This window comes from Bacillus sp. FSL M8-0077 (genome assembly GCF_038050255.1).
In the GTDB taxonomy this organism is placed as follows: domain Bacteria; phylum Bacillota; class Bacilli; order Bacillales; family Bacillaceae; genus Bacillus; species Bacillus altitudinis.
In genome coordinates this window covers 869952-886946 of record NZ_JBBPAF010000001.1, presented here as the reverse complement: position 1 = coordinate 886946, position 16995 = coordinate 869952, and the positions used below count along the sequence as shown (strand labels likewise).

13 protein-coding genes are annotated in these 16995 nt (G+C 38.6%); 4 read left to right on the top strand and 9 right to left on the bottom strand.

Translation table 11 applies throughout. From position 1 onward, the window contains the following. The first annotated feature begins 43 nt into the window (after nucleotides 1-43). From NST57_RS04355 to NST57_RS04345, 3 genes are all read left to right on the top strand, one after another. Nucleotides 44-622 (top strand): TetR family transcriptional regulator, encoded by a 579-nt coding sequence (locus tag NST57_RS04355; protein ID WP_142154468.1) that lies wholly within the window; start codon nucleotides 44-46, stop codon nucleotides 620-622. 80 nt (nucleotides 623-702) lie between these two features. After that, a complete protein-coding gene (locus NST57_RS04350; protein ID WP_003217798.1) occupies nucleotides 703-1047 on the top strand; it encodes a DMT family transporter in 345 nt (114 codons plus the stop codon). Beyond that, the gene (locus tag NST57_RS04345; RefSeq protein WP_142154466.1) at nucleotides 1048-1362 is read left to right on the top strand and encodes an SMR family transporter; all 315 of its coding nucleotides are present in this window, start codon (nucleotides 1048-1050) and stop codon (nucleotides 1360-1362) included. Between the two features lie 40 nt (nucleotides 1363-1402). Here the strand turns inward: NST57_RS04345 and NST57_RS04340 are convergent, their stop codons facing one another. From NST57_RS04340 to NST57_RS04325, 4 genes are all read right to left on the bottom strand, one after another. Then, on the bottom strand, nucleotides 1403-2215 hold the full coding sequence (locus NST57_RS04340; RefSeq protein WP_341298132.1) for a leucine-rich repeat domain-containing protein: 813 nt from the start codon (nucleotides 2213-2215) through the stop codon (nucleotides 1403-1405). 414 nt (nucleotides 2216-2629) lie between these two features. After that, nucleotides 2630-2956, bottom strand: coding sequence for a hypothetical protein (locus NST57_RS04335; protein ID WP_341298131.1), 327 nt, complete (start codon nucleotides 2954-2956; stop codon nucleotides 2630-2632). Then, a complete protein-coding gene (locus NST57_RS04330) occupies nucleotides 2949-3551 on the bottom strand; it encodes a sortase (protein ID WP_142154460.1) in 603 nt (200 codons plus the stop codon). Before NST57_RS04330 ends, NST57_RS04335 begins: the two co-directional genes overlap by 8 nt. A 21-nt stretch (nucleotides 3552-3572) precedes the next feature. Continuing rightward, a complete protein-coding gene (locus tag NST57_RS04325; protein WP_341298130.1) occupies nucleotides 3573-9725 on the bottom strand; it encodes a SpaA isopeptide-forming pilin-related protein in 6153 nt (2050 codons plus the stop codon). Nucleotides 9726-10434: 709 nt separating this feature from the next. Here NST57_RS04325 and NST57_RS04320 point away from each other — a divergent pair. Further along, nucleotides 10435-11943 (top strand): helix-turn-helix domain-containing protein, encoded by a 1509-nt coding sequence (locus NST57_RS04320; RefSeq protein ID WP_341298129.1) that lies wholly within the window; start codon nucleotides 10435-10437, stop codon nucleotides 11941-11943. 55 nt (nucleotides 11944-11998) lie between these two features. Here NST57_RS04320 and NST57_RS04315 read toward each other — a convergent pair whose 3' ends face one another. The 5 genes from NST57_RS04315 to NST57_RS04295 all read right to left on the bottom strand — a co-directional run bounded on the left by NST57_RS04315 (nucleotide 11999) and on the right by NST57_RS04295 (nucleotide 16975). Continuing rightward, nucleotides 11999-12280 carry a hypothetical protein gene (locus NST57_RS04315; protein WP_056703350.1) on the bottom strand — a complete coding sequence of 94 codons (282 nt, stop codon included), beginning with the start codon at nucleotides 12278-12280 and terminating at the stop codon, nucleotides 11999-12001. Between the two features lie 368 nt (nucleotides 12281-12648). Further along, the gene (locus tag NST57_RS04310) at nucleotides 12649-13923 is read right to left on the bottom strand and encodes a hypothetical protein (RefSeq protein ID WP_341298128.1); all 1275 of its coding nucleotides are present in this window, start codon (nucleotides 13921-13923) and stop codon (nucleotides 12649-12651) included. A 31-nt stretch (nucleotides 13924-13954) separates the two neighbouring features. Continuing rightward, entirely contained in the window at nucleotides 13955-14524 is a 570-nt protein-coding gene (locus tag NST57_RS04305) for a hypothetical protein (protein WP_212047346.1), read from the bottom strand. 242 nt (nucleotides 14525-14766) lie between these two features. Beyond that, nucleotides 14767-15597 carry a DNA alkylation repair protein gene (locus tag NST57_RS04300; RefSeq protein ID WP_341298127.1) on the bottom strand — a complete coding sequence of 277 codons (831 nt, stop codon included), beginning with the start codon at nucleotides 15595-15597 and terminating at the stop codon, nucleotides 14767-14769. A 190-nt stretch (nucleotides 15598-15787) separates the two neighbouring features. Then, nucleotides 15788-16975: an MFS transporter gene (locus NST57_RS04295; RefSeq protein ID WP_341298126.1), complete on the bottom strand. Its 1188-nt coding sequence runs from the start codon at nucleotides 16973-16975 to the stop codon at nucleotides 15788-15790. Nucleotides 16976-16995: the final 20 nt, after the last annotated feature.

Below are 16995 nucleotides of genomic sequence, written 5' to 3'. Positions count from 1 at the left end.
GGTATACTGACTGACATTCAGTCATTTTAAGGTCGGTGATCCTTTGTCAAAACGAGAAAAAATTATGCTTGCTGCGATTAATGCCTTTAAAGAAAAGGGAATTGAAAAGACGACCATATCGGATATTGTGAAAACAGCAGGTGTTGCGCAAGGGACTTTTTATTTATATTTTCCTTCAAAGCTGTCTGTCATGCCTGCCATCGCTGAACATCTGATCGCACAGATGGTCCCTGCCATTGAAAAGGAACTCACTCAGCATGCGGATGTACTTGATCAAGCAGATGCGCTAGTTGAATTTATTTTCTCTTTTACAAGACAATACCGTGATGTTCTTGCCCTAACGTATTCAGGTTTAGCTGCCACCGAGCATCTAAAGGAATGGGAAGATATTTATGAACCGATTTACAAATGGGTCGCTTCTTTTTTAGAAAAGGCAAAACAGGACAAAAGAGTACGTGCGAACTTGAACTGTCAATATGCTGCGAAATTCATTATCGGTTTACTTGAATCATCAGCTGAGCAAATGTACTTATTTACAGAAACAGATACAGAAGAGGTTCTGATTCAAAAGCGAGAGGTCAAGCAATTCCTTCTTTACGCACTCGGCATAGAAACACCTTAACTTAGTACAGCACTTGCTGTACGCTCTTTTTTGGCTTCAAAATGACGAATCGTCAGTTTTAAGGTTTAGGAGGAAATACGATGAAAAAAAGCTGGATGTATGTTGCACTCACTTGTTTATTCGAATTACTTTGGGTGTTTGGTTTAAATAGAGCTGATGCTGTGTGGGAGTGGGCGATCATTATCTGCCTGATCCCGGTTGATTTTTATTTTTTAATGAAAGCCTGCGAGAAGCTGCCGACAGGGACCGTGTACGCCGTGTTTGCCGGAGTTGGAACGATTGGTACGTCTTTGATGGATTATGCGCTGTTCGGCGGTTCGTTTTCATTAGAAAAGCTTTTATTTATGGGCATTTTAATTCTCGGAATTATTGGACTGAAAGTGTCTGATGGAGATGCACATGAGCAGAAAGGAGAAGCGGTATAAATGGGCTGGTTTTTTGTACTGTTAGCCTCTGCCTGCGAAATTGGCGGAACCATTGGCCTCAATATGTTCAGTAAGAAAAAGCAACTCACGACAGGCATGTTATTTGTCGGCGGATTTGCCTTATCCTTTTTGTTTTTGTACGCCTCGTTCTCTTCCGTTCAAGTCTCTGTTGCCTATACGGTTTGGATTGGACTTGGAACGGCGGGCTCTGTCTTGTTTCATATGATTCTATTTAAAGAGCCGAAAAACATGATTCGTATCCTCAGCTTGCTGCTGATTGTGATTGGCGTCGTTGGGCTGAAGTTGTTTGCGTAATAGAAAAAGCAATGGAATTGATTCCCCATTGCTTTTTAAGTTAATTTATATACTTTTCTTGGTACGCTTTAAATTGTTCTTTATATTTTTGCAACTTTTTCCCATCGACTTTTGAATTTAATTTCGGTTTTCGCTTTCCAATAACCATCACATCTTTATCTACAATAGGACTTGATAAAAAGATGTATGGTGCAAAACGATCACACTTCGTATTTGGAAGGGTCACGGATAATCTAGCATATTCTTCTGTCGGGAATTGGTTTGAAATGTCAAGTTCCTTGAGTCCCTCTAATGCCGATATCGGCTCTAAAGACTCGTCCTTCACTTTTATATTTGATAAGCACAGATATTTTAAATTCTTAAGGTATCTTAAAGGTTGAAGAGTATTTAAATTTAATGTATTCCAAATCCCACCTGACAATTGTAACCATTCTAAACCAGTGTTTTTTTGCAAAGGGGCTATGTCATTCAACTTTGAAAAATCTGTTAAGGATAAAGATTTTAAAAAAGTGTTTTTTGATAGATCCCATAAACTTTGTGCCTTTGTATTCCATTCAAGTGCCAATACCTCAACATCTTGAAGAGAACTGATGATTGATAAATCTTCTACTCTCAGTTCACGCATATAGAGCATTTTGGGATTAACTAAGCTCAAGATCGTATTGAATTCCTTTTGGCCCACTTTGTAAATCCACAATTTCGTCAGGTTAGAAAAAGAGTTCAACCTTTCAATATTTTTTGTTTTTCCTGTGATTAACAACTCTGTGGAATTTTCATCTACATCGGCTACATCATGAACAACTTCTGGTCGTGCATCATGACGAAAAATATATTCAGGGTCTTCTTTTAACATTCTTTTACCTCCACACCTACGAATGATGGATATCTAAATGAATTTTATCAGAAGTTTGGAGTCAAAACATGATTCTTTCCGATATTTTTGCCGAAGAAATAGGGGAAGGGATAAAAACTAGATGATCTTCTTTGTCCGTTTAACCACAATCCGCTAGTTATTACGTCTGTTTTCAATCCATTTTATAAAATCTTTTTCATCTAAAATATGGAGCAACAACATATCAACGACTTCGCTTTCACTATACTCCATATATTCTGCACAGGTCTTGACGATAGCTCGTACTCTTTCATATAAACAAATAAAAGAACTCCAATTCATATACGAATTAGAGTCCTCATTATATGACTAATACAATTTTCCCACCTTAAAACCGAACCCGTTAATCAAAGCCCTTCCTTTTTTATTTCTCGTTTAATGTGGATCATGCTGCTCAAGCAAGAGATCCATTGCGTAAATCGATTCGCCTTTCTCATCCAATAAAAAGTACACAATCAAAGGCTCTCCAAAGGACCCTGTCTGCTGCGTGAACAAAACACATGTGAATTTTTCAATACCTACCGGAAGCTTTCTTCTTAATAAAGGATGAAGAATAGGCGAAGTCCGAATTGTATCTATATCCACATCCCAACGTTCGTTTTTTAAAGTGGGATAATGCTCTGATAACAATTGGTGTAACATGTCGGTCGTGAACGCTGCTTTTCCATCGAACCCATCATCTATTATGTTGGTGTTATACATCCGACGGTTGCTCACCCTTTGAAGCATTGATTCGTATTCCTTTTAAGACAAAGCGTTTCTGGCCATCAAGAGTACAAGTGATCAATGTCAGTTCATTTTTCCCGCGATCCTTTAGTACATCCACATCTGTCGGTTCAATCGTAGCAGAGCTGACAATTTTGTATTCGTATGTTTCTGCTTGATGATGTAAGACGACTTTTTCTCCTTTAGGCACCTCTGGCAGCTGCCGGAAAAGCCGGTCGCCTCTATACCCTCTATGGCCTGCAATCGTGAAATTTCCTTCACCTGGCATTTGATGAGATTTGATTTGAGTCAGTGCAATACCTAAATTTTCTTTTGTTGTAACAGGAAGCACTTTTTCGTTTAAATCAATTGACGGGATCTCAAGCTCCATCGTATCTCGCAGGTCTTCTTCTGACACAGTTAAATGTGGAATAGAAGAAAGGGCATCACTGTCATTTTCTTCAATCATTTTCAATGCCTGTTCCATGGCTGCTGTCTCTTGAGACGTTCGCCACTCATATAGAAAAGGAACGGAGATGAGCATTAGTCCCGCGACCACCAAAAAGCTGCCTAATAAGGTTCTTTTTTTCATCAATACACTCGTTCCTTCCTTTTACTGAATGGTTCTTCTTCTGACTACAAGAAGAACAGTTCCAGACACTACTAGTAAAATCCCTGCATACATCAAATAACGAAGCCATTCTTCCCCAGTCTTTGGCAATTCACCGTTTGAGTCATGAGGCGGATGTTGATCCCCTTTATCTGAGGCTGGAGGATTCGTGTGCCCCACTTCATTCTTCATTGGTTCATTTTTCACAATCATTGTCTGGATCTCCACTTCGCCCATTTGAATTGTAAAAGCGAGCGGCTTCTTTAAAGCTACATAACCATTTGGAGCTTTCGTCTCTGTGAGTGTATATTCACCAGGTTTAAGCCCTTTGACAATGGCTTCTCCGTCTTTTCCTGTTGTCACAGATTTTATCGTTTTCCCAGCTTTTGTACGAATGTCAAAGGCTGCACCTTTTAAGGTTCTATCTGTCTGCTGGTCTACCTTTATGATTCGCAGACTTCCTAAGATCAAGTGATTCTTCGCTGTTAATTGAAGCGTCTTCTGCTGATTTTTCTCAATCGTAAACCGGATCGGTTGATCATCTAATTCATAGCCGTGAGGCGCTTTCGTTTCAACGAATTGATATTCTCCCGGTTTTAGATCGTTAATGTGGAGCTTTCCTTTTTGGTCGGTTACAAGTGATTTCTTCAACGTTTTCCCGTCTTTACTCTGAAGAGCAAACTCTGCGTTTTCCAGCGTGTGTCCTTCAGCATCCACTTTGGTCAGTTCCACTGCTCCCGGCGTCAGTTTGTTGATCATTTCTACTTTTGCTGGTTTGTCTTGACCTAAACGAATCGTAAATGAGACAGGTGTCTGATCCAATTCATAGCCGGCAATGCTTGCTGTTTCGACAAATCGATAGGTGCCTGGTTTCAGTTGATCGACTGTTAGTTGACCGTTTTTGTCTGTCTTCAAGTCTTTCTTCACACGCTGATCGTGCGCATCAATCAGGTCAAAGGTCACGCCAGCGAGCAACTGACCATCCTCCCCTTTTTTCTCAAGCTTCACAGCACTTGTCGTCCGACTATTTTCTTTTGTCACTTTCACCAGTTGATTTGGGTTGAAATCAATCTGAAAGTCTACTGGTTCTGCATCAAGTTGATGTCCAAAAGGAGCCTTCGTTTCAACCAATTGGTAAGCGCCTGGTTTCAAATCGTTGACAGTGATGATGCCTTTTTCGTTGGTTGTTAAACCTGACATCAATTCTTTACCATCATCATTGAAAAGTGTAAATTCTGCGCCTTTCAATCTTTCTTTTTCTTCCCCTATTTTTGTGAGTTCTACAGAACCTTTCTTGAGCTGATTGATTGCCTCCACTTGAATCAATTCTTTTTGACCTAATTCAACTTCAAAGACAAGTGGTTTCGCACTCAATTCATAGCCTTCAAGACTCTTTCTTTCAACAAATTGATATTCCCCAGGTTTTAAACCTGTGAAGGTAATCTTTCCATCCTGATTGGTTGTAATCCCTTCTCCTCCTGCCACAATCTTTCCTTTGGCATCAGATAGATCAAAGACAACCCCTTCTAATGATTTCCCATCTTCACCTTTTTTGTGTAACAGCACTCCGCCAGTGGTGCGGCTATTTTCTTTTGTCACACTGACCAGCTTCTCAGGGTTAAATGGAAGAGCAAAAGTGACAGGTGTTTCGTCAAGCTCATGACCGAATGGTGCCTTCGTTTCAACAAACTGATAGGTTCCAGGTTTCAGATCGTTGACGATGATCTTCCCGTTCTCATCTGTGATAAGACCTGTTTTTATCTCTTTCCCATTTGCATCTACAAGCTTGAATTCTGCTCCTTCAAGCACATCATTCTTTTCACCGAGTTTCGTGAGCTGGGCAGCTCCAGTTTTGAGATCATTGATCACTTTGATCTCTGCCGGTTTTTTTTGTGCGATTTCGATGGTAAACGGATAAGGTTTATTTTTCTTTTGATAACCATCAATACTCTCTGTCTCTACAAGCTGATATTTGCCCGGTTTGAGGTCATCGACCAACAGCTTTCCATCTTCATCTGTTGTCAAATCTTTGCGCACAACTTCATCATTTTGATCTATCACTTCAAAACGAACACCTTGAAGCTTCTTACCATCTTCCCCTTCTTTCATCACTTCTAATGCACTTGTTTCATAGAGGTTCTTTTGTGAAATGATGACTGGTTCTTTTGGATCGAGTGGTACTTCAAATGTGATGGGTGTTTCATCTAATACATAACCATCGGGTGCTTTTGTTTCGATGAGCTGATACGTACCCGGTCTTAGTTCGTTTATCGTAATCTTGCCATTTTCTCCTGTGACAAGCGCACCATTTAGCTCATGCCCGTCTTGATCTAAGAGCTTGAACTGTGCACCTTCTAGTCTCTCTCCGCCTTCACCTATTTTGCTCAATTCAGCAGAGCCTTTGATGATGTCATTTACTGCAGTTACAGTCGTTGTTTCTGTTTGATTTTCTTTAATGGTGAATGGCCATTTTTGCTGATTTAATTGATAGCCTTTCGGTGCGTTTGTCTCAACAAAGTAATAAGAACCTGGCTCAAGATGTTTGAAAAGGATTTCTCCTTTTTCATCCGTTTTCAAATGGGTTTGGACGGTATCTCCAGATTCATTTTTCAGTTCAAATTCTGCATTTTCTAATGCCGTACCCGTCTCTTTGTCTTTTTTCGTGAGCTTCACATGCTGGCGGATTTCTTGGTTTTGCACCGTCATGCTATTTCCTGTTTTCGTTTGATCTCCTGATTCGTAAGGCTCATCAATCGTGACATTGATCGGTTCCTTCGTTTTCAAATAACCATCAGGTGCTTTCTCTTCTGTCACGATATAGTCACCATACAGAAGACGATCAAATCGAAGAGCTCCTTCTTCATCTGTTGTCTTTGTTCCAATGACGATACCGCTCGCAGCATCTGTCAGAGAAAAGCTTGCTCCTTTTAGCGCTTTTCCACTACTCGCATCTACCTTATGAATGGTTAAAGCGCCAATCGATCCTGTGCCATCTCCCATACCAGCGGTACGTTTGACCACAATTGAGGCTTCGGATTCCTTTTTGATTTCTTTGACATTTTCACCTCTAAACGTTACTTCGTTTTGAAGTGTACTCCCCACCTTATCTAAAATGAGAGATTGGTATTCTAAAATATAGGGTCTCGTGATTTCTTCTTTAAATTTGATTTGAAAAGAGTCTGGATCGAATTCAAGGTCCAGCTCATAATCCTTCCCTTTTTCCAGCTCATCCTTTTTGGTCACCTGTCCCTTTTCATCTATTGTTGTCGAATAGAGATGAAATGAGTTTTCTATTATGGCTTGGTTACTGCTCGGATGGTCTATAATCGTCGCGTCTTGGACTGTTGATTGACCAAAGTTGATATTCAGTTTCCAATCAATGACTTTCCCTTGTTGATTTCCTGATTTGCTCGTGTATTTCCCTCCATTTGGAATGGACACCACAGCATTCACGTCTGATTCTTTCGTCTTTCCATCATAAAGGGTCGCTTTATTTTCGTAGGTTTTCTGTACTAAATCCATTCCTTCAACACTTGTTTGATACGTGATTTTGTATGGGGAATCAATGGCATGTTTGAAAATGACTTCGAAGCCTGATTCTCCCTTTTCATTTTCAAGGAATTTGATGTCATAATGTTCTTTCGCTAATACCTCTTTTTCTTCCGCACCATTTTCCCCGCCTTGTAAATCAAGCGAGTAGACGATAATTGAATCTTTAAGCAAACGCTGATTTCCTTGAATGAAATCCTCGATTTTCGCCTCTTCTAGATGTTTCAAATTATAGTTCACACCGATATTCCATGTGATCTCTTTTTTCTTTGCATCATATGTTCCGTTCTTGAACCCATTTGACTGCGTGTATGTGTCAGGCGTGAAGACAGATTGATTTTCCTTCGTCAAATCCTCGCCATCTTCATTTACCCATTCAAGTTTTACATGGTTACGCAGGTTCTTTTGATCTTTATCTGCTCTTTTTTCATAATCAAAAGATGTTGTATATGTGATGGTATGTTCGGTCTTGATTTCTTTCGTAAATTGAATATCAAATCCATTTGCATGTTCAACGATTTGATAATCTGCGCCTTCTTCAAGCACTGTATTACCTGTCGTCACTTTTAAACTATCTTTTTGCAGCGTCAATCCTTCGTTTGTGAACGTATCTTTTAATAGTAGATTGTTCATTGTTTGTTGATCTTTGTTGAAGGTGATACGCCATGGAATGGTCTTGTTCTTATAATTCGGTGTTCCATGATTTTTCGTTAGGATTTGCTGATCAATTCTTTGCTTCGCTTGTTTGCTCTCTTTGCCAGCTGTCACAGTATTGATAATCTCTTCAGCTTCGAAAATTCGATCGGTTGCTTTTGTTTGATATGTGATCAGGTAAGCCGATTGAATTTCTTGATTGAATTGCAAGGTAAACCCGTTTTGTTCATCCTTTGTTTGAGGTTGAACCACGTAATTTTCAAATGCTTTTGTTCCTGCTTCGTTGCCATTTTGGTCAATTGTGACTTCTTTGACTTGAATTGAGTCAGATATTAGCGCCTGTGTGCCATTAAAGAAGTCTTCTATTAAAGCGTCCTTTTGAGCCAGCTTTTTTTCGTTATAGTTATACCGAATTTCCCAAGTTATCGTTTGTGTGACTGGATCGTAGTGGGCGGCTTTTTTATTTAAAGGGCTGCCTCTTGTCACATTCACGGTTCCTTCTGCTGAACTAATCACTTTATCAGCAGAGACAAGGGACGCTTTATTACGAAACGCAGACTGATCTTGATTCGTAATGTCCGTTTCATACATTAAACGGTAAGCGAGATGCACGTCATCTTTAAATTCAATCGTGAAATCTTGACCATCTGCTGTTTGGCCGATTGTGTAGTGGTTTTCGTCAAGCAGCTGTCCAAGCGATGTTTCTCCATTTAGCTTTGTATCCACACGATAAAGCTTGATTGAATCTTTTTTTAACGCTTGACCTTCTTGAATCGGATCTAATAACTTCGCTTGTTTCACATCGTCTAAGTCCATATTAAAATCGACTGTCCATTGAATGGTTTCAGCATTGTAAGATCGATTTGGTTCTCCCTTTTTAGACACATTTGGACCATTTGGAATGTATTGAATCGGGATTGATATCGTATCTTTGCCTTCAATCGGGGTAATGACCACTTCTTTTTCTTCAGTGATCACTGTTTTTTTATCTAATTGCGTCCACACTTGAAGTGTTCCTTGGATATTTGAATATTGTTTAATAAAATCCGTGAACTCGATAGTGGCATTTCCGCTCTCATCTACAGAAAAATAACCGATGGTCGATTGATTAAATTTCATCTCGAGACGATCGATTTTTTCGTAAATCACTAATTCCTCTGGAACCTTGAAATGGAATTCATCCCCGCCATTATAGTTATGACCATTCGGGATGGCCCACTTATAGTTAATGGAAATCAATGAGTTGATATCAGGCCTTTCTACTGAATTTCCTTCTTGATCTTCAAATATCAATTGCGCATCAGTAAGGAGATTTTCTTGTATCTGCATTTGTTTTGAGACACTTTGCAATCCTACACGCTTAGACACATTCACTTTGTTTTTTAGTAACTCATCTTCATCGTTTTGTGTCGTTTGCGCTGCTTCTTGATTGTTAGCAGCATTGTCTTTATGCGAGGAGGTTGAATCGTCTTTTGAAAGGTTTTCTTCACGCTCATTTTGCTTTGTTTTCTCTTTTTGCTCAGCTATAATGGTGACGTCAATATCTATAGATCCTTCTAAATTCGGATCAAGCTCAATATCTTCATAAAATGTAACTGTCACTTCGTTTTGTTTAGAAACGGTATACTCACCAATAGGTATATCATCGACAGTCAATCGTTCTTTCTGCTCCTTCTCTACCTGAACGGCTGAAGGAAGAGAGAGAACATACGGATATTGCTTTTTGAGATCAATTCCTTTGATAGACCAATGCACAATGGCCTTTCTTACTTGCTGATCTTCTATGCTTGATAACTTGTTGCCTTCGCTATCAGCAAACTCAATATTCCCATAAATATTCTCTTGAATGTCTTTAGCTTGTGCCCCTGCTAAAGGCAAGACTCCTAATATACTAGACTGTATGACTAACATGGTCATCAGTGCCAGCGACAATATTCTTTTCAATACATCCACCCTTTTCTACAATTAATTTTCAACAACGATTAAAAAATCATTTGTATACTGTCTGATCAATCACTCCGCTTCTGATTAAATTTTTTCTAAAAATTGCACCTTAAGACCCTATGTATAAAATGAGTTGATCAATCATGAGTTTGAAAGGTCATCATGAGTAGTAGATATAGTAACTGGATAGGGGTCTATAGCAATGAGGAATAGTGAGAGGGAACATGAAAAGAATAAATGTGAATTTTTCTATTGATACTGGAATGAACAACAAATAATTAGTACATGCATATATAAGCATGTATTCACATATAGAACGTTCATATAAAACAAGCATGACTCATATGGTATGTATGGTGAGATAGTTCAGCATCATATAGATCGCATTCCTTCTACTCCCTTTCATATGGTAATCAAAAAACCGGTGCTTTTTATTCTTACATTTACCGTTTGAGCAGCAAAAAAATAAACAAAATATCTAAAATGATCCATTTTTATAGGATTCATGGCATATTTATCACCTTTCAATAGAAAAATATGGAGAATCAGGGCATAACATTTGTTTTCGTCTAATTTTTTTCTCTTTTATCATGAAAAGTGAAGACAAAACGATTTAGCCTAAACATTACAATCATTTCATGCCTATTTTGAGAATCAAATGTTCTTTAAGTGAACTTCATAATATAGAGGCAAGCCAAAGGAAGGAGTTAGTTGTTTGATGGAGCTCATTGATAATAAATCAAAGAGATGGATAAATATTTTAAAACTGCTTGTATCTAAAAATAAGTGGTGGAGCCTTCAAGAGATATCGAATGAACATATCGGTTCTGTTCGTGCCATTCAAAGCGATTTAGAACAAATGAAATCGTTCAAAACAGAGAATGGAGAGCCGTTAATCCACATAAAACCAAGACAAGGCATATCCATTTGTTATACACAGACGATACGAGTGGACTACTATATCAAAGAAATTTTAAAAGATACGATTGAAATTCGATTGATTGACGGCATTTTTTTCGAACAAAACAGGTCTTTCTATGAATGGATGGACACGCTGAATATCAGCAGATCCACATTGTATAACACCATCAATAAAATCAATTCGATTCTTATCTCTTATGACATTGAGTTACGCCCAGATAGTATGCAGTTCCATGGAAATGAGAAGGAGATTCGTCAATTCTTTGTTGAATTTTTGTTTGAAGTGTATGGAAGCCGGCTTTGGCCTTTCGATGATATTCAAAAGCAAGACGCAGTTGATTTATTACAGGAGCTATTTCAGGTGCTTGAAGTTAATGTGCCAGATGTGGCGATAGATAAATACTGCCTGTGGTTCGGCGTTTCCATTCACCGAATGCGAAAAGGTTTTACAATCAGCCGTAAATATACGTATTCAATGAATGAAGAAAAACAAACCTCTACAGCTAAAGGAATCTATGATCAAATCAAAAGATGGGAAGAGCACATCTGTCGAATGACCAAAGACGTATTTGATGTGACGCTGGATCATCATGAATTTGTCTTTTTGCTATTGATCGAACCAGCTATTGGGCACTTTAAATCAATTGAAACTGTCGAAGAAAAATTGACGTTCTTTCAGTCACATACACCACGCCTCTATGATGCCATTCATTCATTTATCACCCAGTTGGAGTCGATTTTTCATCAAGAAATAGCGAATCGTAAGGTGATGACACTCGTTCTTCTCCAATATTATGTGTATTCCAATGAAATTACCGTGAGAGATGGATTCCTTTTCAAAAAGAAATCGAGCTATTTATCAGAGGTGAAAAAACAGTTTCCTTACTTCTATTCGAGGATTAGTCATATCATCCAACAGTTAAAAACAGACGATATCCTCGCTTCTTTTGTGAAAAATGAACGGGAATTGATTCGTATGATTACATCTTCCTGGAGAGGACTTGTTCATTTGGAGATGGAACGGAGAAACGCGCTGAACATTTTTGTTACTTCAACATTAGGCTATTATCATAGTTTGTTTATTGCTGATTTAATTAAATTAAGTGTGCCTCCTCTCATTCACATTTTCACAAGTCCAGAAAATACGTTAAATGATGTCACGATGGATCAACTTGGGATTGATATGATTGTGACCGATACTGAGCTTCCTCTTCAGTTCGGGCGATCTACGCTGCTGATCAGCTCTTTTCCAACAAAAAAAGAATTGGACAACTTGCACCGCAGATTGGTTGATATGACAAACTGATGTTCATCATAAAAAAAGCTGCTGAGACTTTCTCAAGCAGCTTTTTGGTTCTGTATTAATGAAGCACGATTTGTTCATTCATCAAATCAATGGCGTAAAGCGATTGCTCATATTCATCTAATAAAAGGTATACTTTGAGCGGGGCAGTGGTTTGATCTGTTTGCTGCGTGAATAGGACACAAGTGAATTTTTCAATCCCTTCTGGCAGCTTGCTTTTCAGAAAAGGATGAAGAATAGGAGAGATTCGAAGGGTATCAACATCTTTCAGCCAAAGCTCATCTTGTAACGCAGGATAATGGTCAACCAAAAACTGACGAAACACTTCCAATGTACTCAAGATAGATATCCTCACTTTCTTCTAACTTGGCTTCAAACTCACCTAAAAACAAACGGAACCAACTCATCATATGATCTCGGTACACGTATTTTCGCATACGGCTTGAGACATGATCACTCACTTTTTAGACATGAACTGTAGATCAACTGTACTGTCACGAATGTTCAATATGTATAACGTTTCCTATGTCATCTCATTGACTCCACCACGAATTCAAACAATGGACCTATGATCATATTCTTACCTGTTTTCTTTCGTGATGAAACGACAACTTCCTGCTACAAAATTCCATTTTTCTGCAAAAAAGAGGGAGATGGGACAAAAAAAGAACAGCACTGACTGTTCTTTCAATAGCGTAAAGTGCCAATTCAAATATCCTGTAAAGGAATGACTTCCCCGCTCACTGCATCCACTCCATCATGACAATCTAGTTTTCCACATAAGACATACTGCTTTTCTGTAAAATCATATACATAGATGGGGGTCAGCTCTAACCGATCTTTTAATTTTTCGAAGGCTTCTTGTTTTGTCATGGTGATTTTACCAGGGAGTTGGAGTTCATCCAACATGCCACACTCCTTAAACATTTCTTTTCTATCTATGTAATTAACGGCTTCAAATGTAAGGGCATCAATGAATATCAAGATTTTATCTGTAAGCAAGCTTCTCTCTTGTCTATTTGCTTTTACTGTTGCATGAATGTAATGATCACGATGAAGAGAAATGCAAACCCATTTTCCGGTGTCGTTAGGATATTCCTGACTCAACAAGTTTTGAACTGCTTTCAAACACTTATCTTTTTCTTCCTCTGTTATGGGCATTGTATCTGGTGAGGGTTCAATTGAAAAGGCTTGATCATCTGAGATGTCTTCTTGAATATTTAATTCCTTTCTTACAAAAGGTTCAGTTATTGGTTCATCCCATTTGATGATTTGGTTGATATTGAGACATTGATGTTCCTGTATCGTACCTTCAAACGGGAGAATTCCGGTTCCATCATTCTTTACATACACTTCTTCTAACGCATAAATTGGACGAATTTTATTCTGATCAGAGGAAGGCCATTCGATTCGTTGCACTTGCTGAAGGGCTAAGCTTTCAATCTTCTCAATGAGCAGCGTATATTTTTCAGCCCTGTGCTTTTTTATAGAAACAAATGGGCCGTGAAGAACAAAGTAAATGAGTTGTCCATGTTCATCCCATTTCACATCAATCATGCCCGAAGGGGTCACTGGTACACCAGCAATTTTTTCTTCAAAAATAAGCTCCCCTTTCTCCTCTTTATGCAAGTGAAAGTGCTCTCCATATATCAACCCTGTTTCTTGTTCAATCCATTTGATGGCGTCATTCTGGCCGCTATCAAAGCACACACCCTCCTTTGCATATGTTTTACCCATGACAAAAACAGCACTCTCAACCTTTCCTGTATTCAAATTCACTTCTATCACGGCTGTGCCATCCGGATTTAAATCTTCGTCCACAGGTGCCGTTTCATGTGGAGGAAACCATTCCATACACAATTTATAAATTGTTTCATTAAACATATTGACATTTCGGTAATACTCGTAGTTTTTTAAACGATAATCATCTAAGCCGAACTTCTTTCTTGTATCATCTATTAGATGCTGTAGAGTTTCATTCATTTGTTTCACCTCAATCTGTTAAGTGATTATCTTATGGAAGGACGAAAATAATGATAAAGCCGAATAGGATGATAGCTGATAAAAGGCCTAAAACCAAACCCATCATATTTGATTCCTTTGTATACCCTTTTAATTCGTGTTCCTCAGTAGATCGATCAATTTTTCTAAAGCGAAAAAGCATGCTTACATTCATAATAACTAGAAACATAGCCACTAAGAAAAATAGAAATGCAGGTTGTATTTCAAAGAATGGGTTTGTTACATCTCGGAAGCTAAATGACTGAAAAAACATGAGACCACTCAATACTACTCTCGAAATATTTTCTGTTCTCTGTTCTTTCTCCCACTCTTTTCCTAACTTCTCTTTTTCATAAATAGCTACCTGCTCAAAAATGGGAATGAAAGATTTTGTTGATTTCCTTTTAAAGAATCCTAAAATACTTTGAAAGAGCATGACAATTCCTAGACAAAAAAACAAATGAGTTAATTGAATATGTAAGATTTGAAAAAAGATTGAAAACGTCACGATCATGATGCCAGCTATTAAATTACATGTGACCAATTGTTTTGTTCTCATCTTTTTCAGTGCTACCTGTTCCATACAATACTCCTCTCCGTTTCTATTGGTTCTAATAAAAGCTCTATCTGTACTACGTTTTTATCGGAAAAATGTTTCAATATTTTTCCTTTCTATTGTGAATTTAGATTTTTCACACACGAAAAAAGTAAAGAATAATTCCCTTTACTTTTTCACTTGCCTTTATGGGTTTAGTCCTATTTTCAAACCGCTAAATTGACTGCTTACTCATTTTCATGAACTGTCTAATCAGTTTATGTTGGTGTTTATAAATTCCCCTTCACAATCGTTCTTTTGGCTTTCTTGACAATTCTGCTAGTTGCTTTTGTATCAGAATCCTTTGACCACTGTTCACACAGGCTTATGACCCAATTTGGTTGTGTTTTACTAGCGTCATTGAGCCAGTTTCCAACAGAATCTTGAACATATGTTGATGGATCAGATTTGAGCAAGTCTAGAATAGGCTGTGCCCTCATTGGCTCTTGTTTTAATGACTCAATATGCTTTGTCCAAACACCTCTTGGGCGAATAGCTTCTACTGAGAATCGGCGAATATTTTCATCTTTACTTTTAGCCCATTCTGTTAAATGTTCTATACTTTGATCGAGCTGATCCGTTAGACTTTCTCTCACTGACATCCAAGCAATTTCTCGAACTCCAAAATGAGGATCAGCTGCAAATGGCTGAATGTACGCCAATTTCTCTTCCAAAGTTGATAAACGGTGTTTGTTCATATAAGCAGCCCAACAGCGGACGCTATCAGATACATGGTGAGTAAATGCCTGTAGCACTTCCGCTTGTTTTTCCCCATTCTCTTTCTGTAGCCATTCATCTAACAATTGACCGATGAGACGAATTGCTTTCATTCCAGACTCAGCCTTTTGTTGAGCGATCTTAGATGTTAAACCGTCTAAATGATGGCCTAAACCAACGGATGGCAACACATGATGTAATAACGTCAGATGATTGACAGCCAGCCATTCAGTTAAATTCACACTCTCTATTTTTCCCTGATTCAAAAGGAACAAGACGTCATGAGGGATATCAGTCCCCTTTCGAGCACCTTTTCGATTGATGATCTCTTCGCTTATTTGCATTTATTTTCTCTCCTCGTCTAATGGTTCTTTTGTTTGATATTCATCATTTTTAAAAGAAATATATGAATGCCTTCAATCTTTGGATATTGCCCCCTATTGTATCAAATAAACAACTTTACTGGTGCATTCTTCAAATCAAAAAGGAACTACCTGAAATAAGTAGTCCCTTCCATACAAAATTGAATTTAAGTTACCTTCCTTGCAAGATCACCTTCAAACGCTTATGTTGAGAAAATCGGTCAAACGCCACCATTAGAATGGTCATGAGTAACGCAAGGAAAACCGTACCGGCGCTGAGCCAGCTTAGGTTCAATACAGAGGTTCCGTTTAACACAATCCCCCCTAAACCCGATCCTAAAGCAAATCCGAATTGAATAAATGATGTATTAACACTTAATGCGATATCAGGAGATTTTGGAACAAGGGTTACAAGATATAGCTGCTGAGCTGGTGATGTACTCCATGTTGCGATCATCCATATCATGATAACAGCCACCATGACCACGAGATTCCCTGTGACAAATGCTAGTAGCATGAGCATCATGATTTGCAAGATGATGCCAGAAAAAATCGTGAAGATTGGCCCTTTTTTATCTGCTGCCATCCCTCCAAGGCTCGATCCCAAAAAGCTGCATATTCCCGCTAGTAACAAAATGCCACTGATTTCTGTCATGGTCAGGTTGGCTGATTCTTGCAGGAAGGGCGTTAAATAGGTAAATAAAGTCGAATATCCCCCTACATAGAATAACGTGACTGCCACTGCAAGCAATATTCGCTTGTCTTTTAAAATCGATAATTGCATACGAAGCGTCACCGGCTCTTGTTCTTTCATAGAGGGGATTCGCCTGTACACAACAATCAGCGGAATAAGCGTGATCACTCCAATGGCTGCGAATAATGCTTTCCATCCGATCATACTGCTTAGAAATGTCCCGATTGGAACGCCTAAAACCAAGGAGCTGCTTAATCCCATTAAAATGATGCCAATGGCTGTTCCTCTTTTTTCCCGTTCTACAAGACGAGTTGCAACTGCCATCGCCACTACAATCGCCGTTCCCCCACTGATTCCTTGTAAAATTCTTGTGATCATGACCATTTCAAACGAATGGCTGATACTTGTGATGAAGTTACTTAAAATAAAAATGATCAGCGTCCATGTTAATATTTTTCTGCGGTCCATATTGATGGTTAGTGCGATGACAATCGGTGCACCGATTGCGGCCGAAAGTGCTAAAGATGTGACCAATAAGCCAGCAGTAGACGTTGTGACATGTAAATCATGTGCGACCATTTGAATAATGCCAGTAATGATGTATTCGATCGTTCCGATTAAAAAAGCTGCTAAAGCAAGTAAATAGACAACAGTTTTATTTTGCATCGTGACGTTTCTCCTTTGGG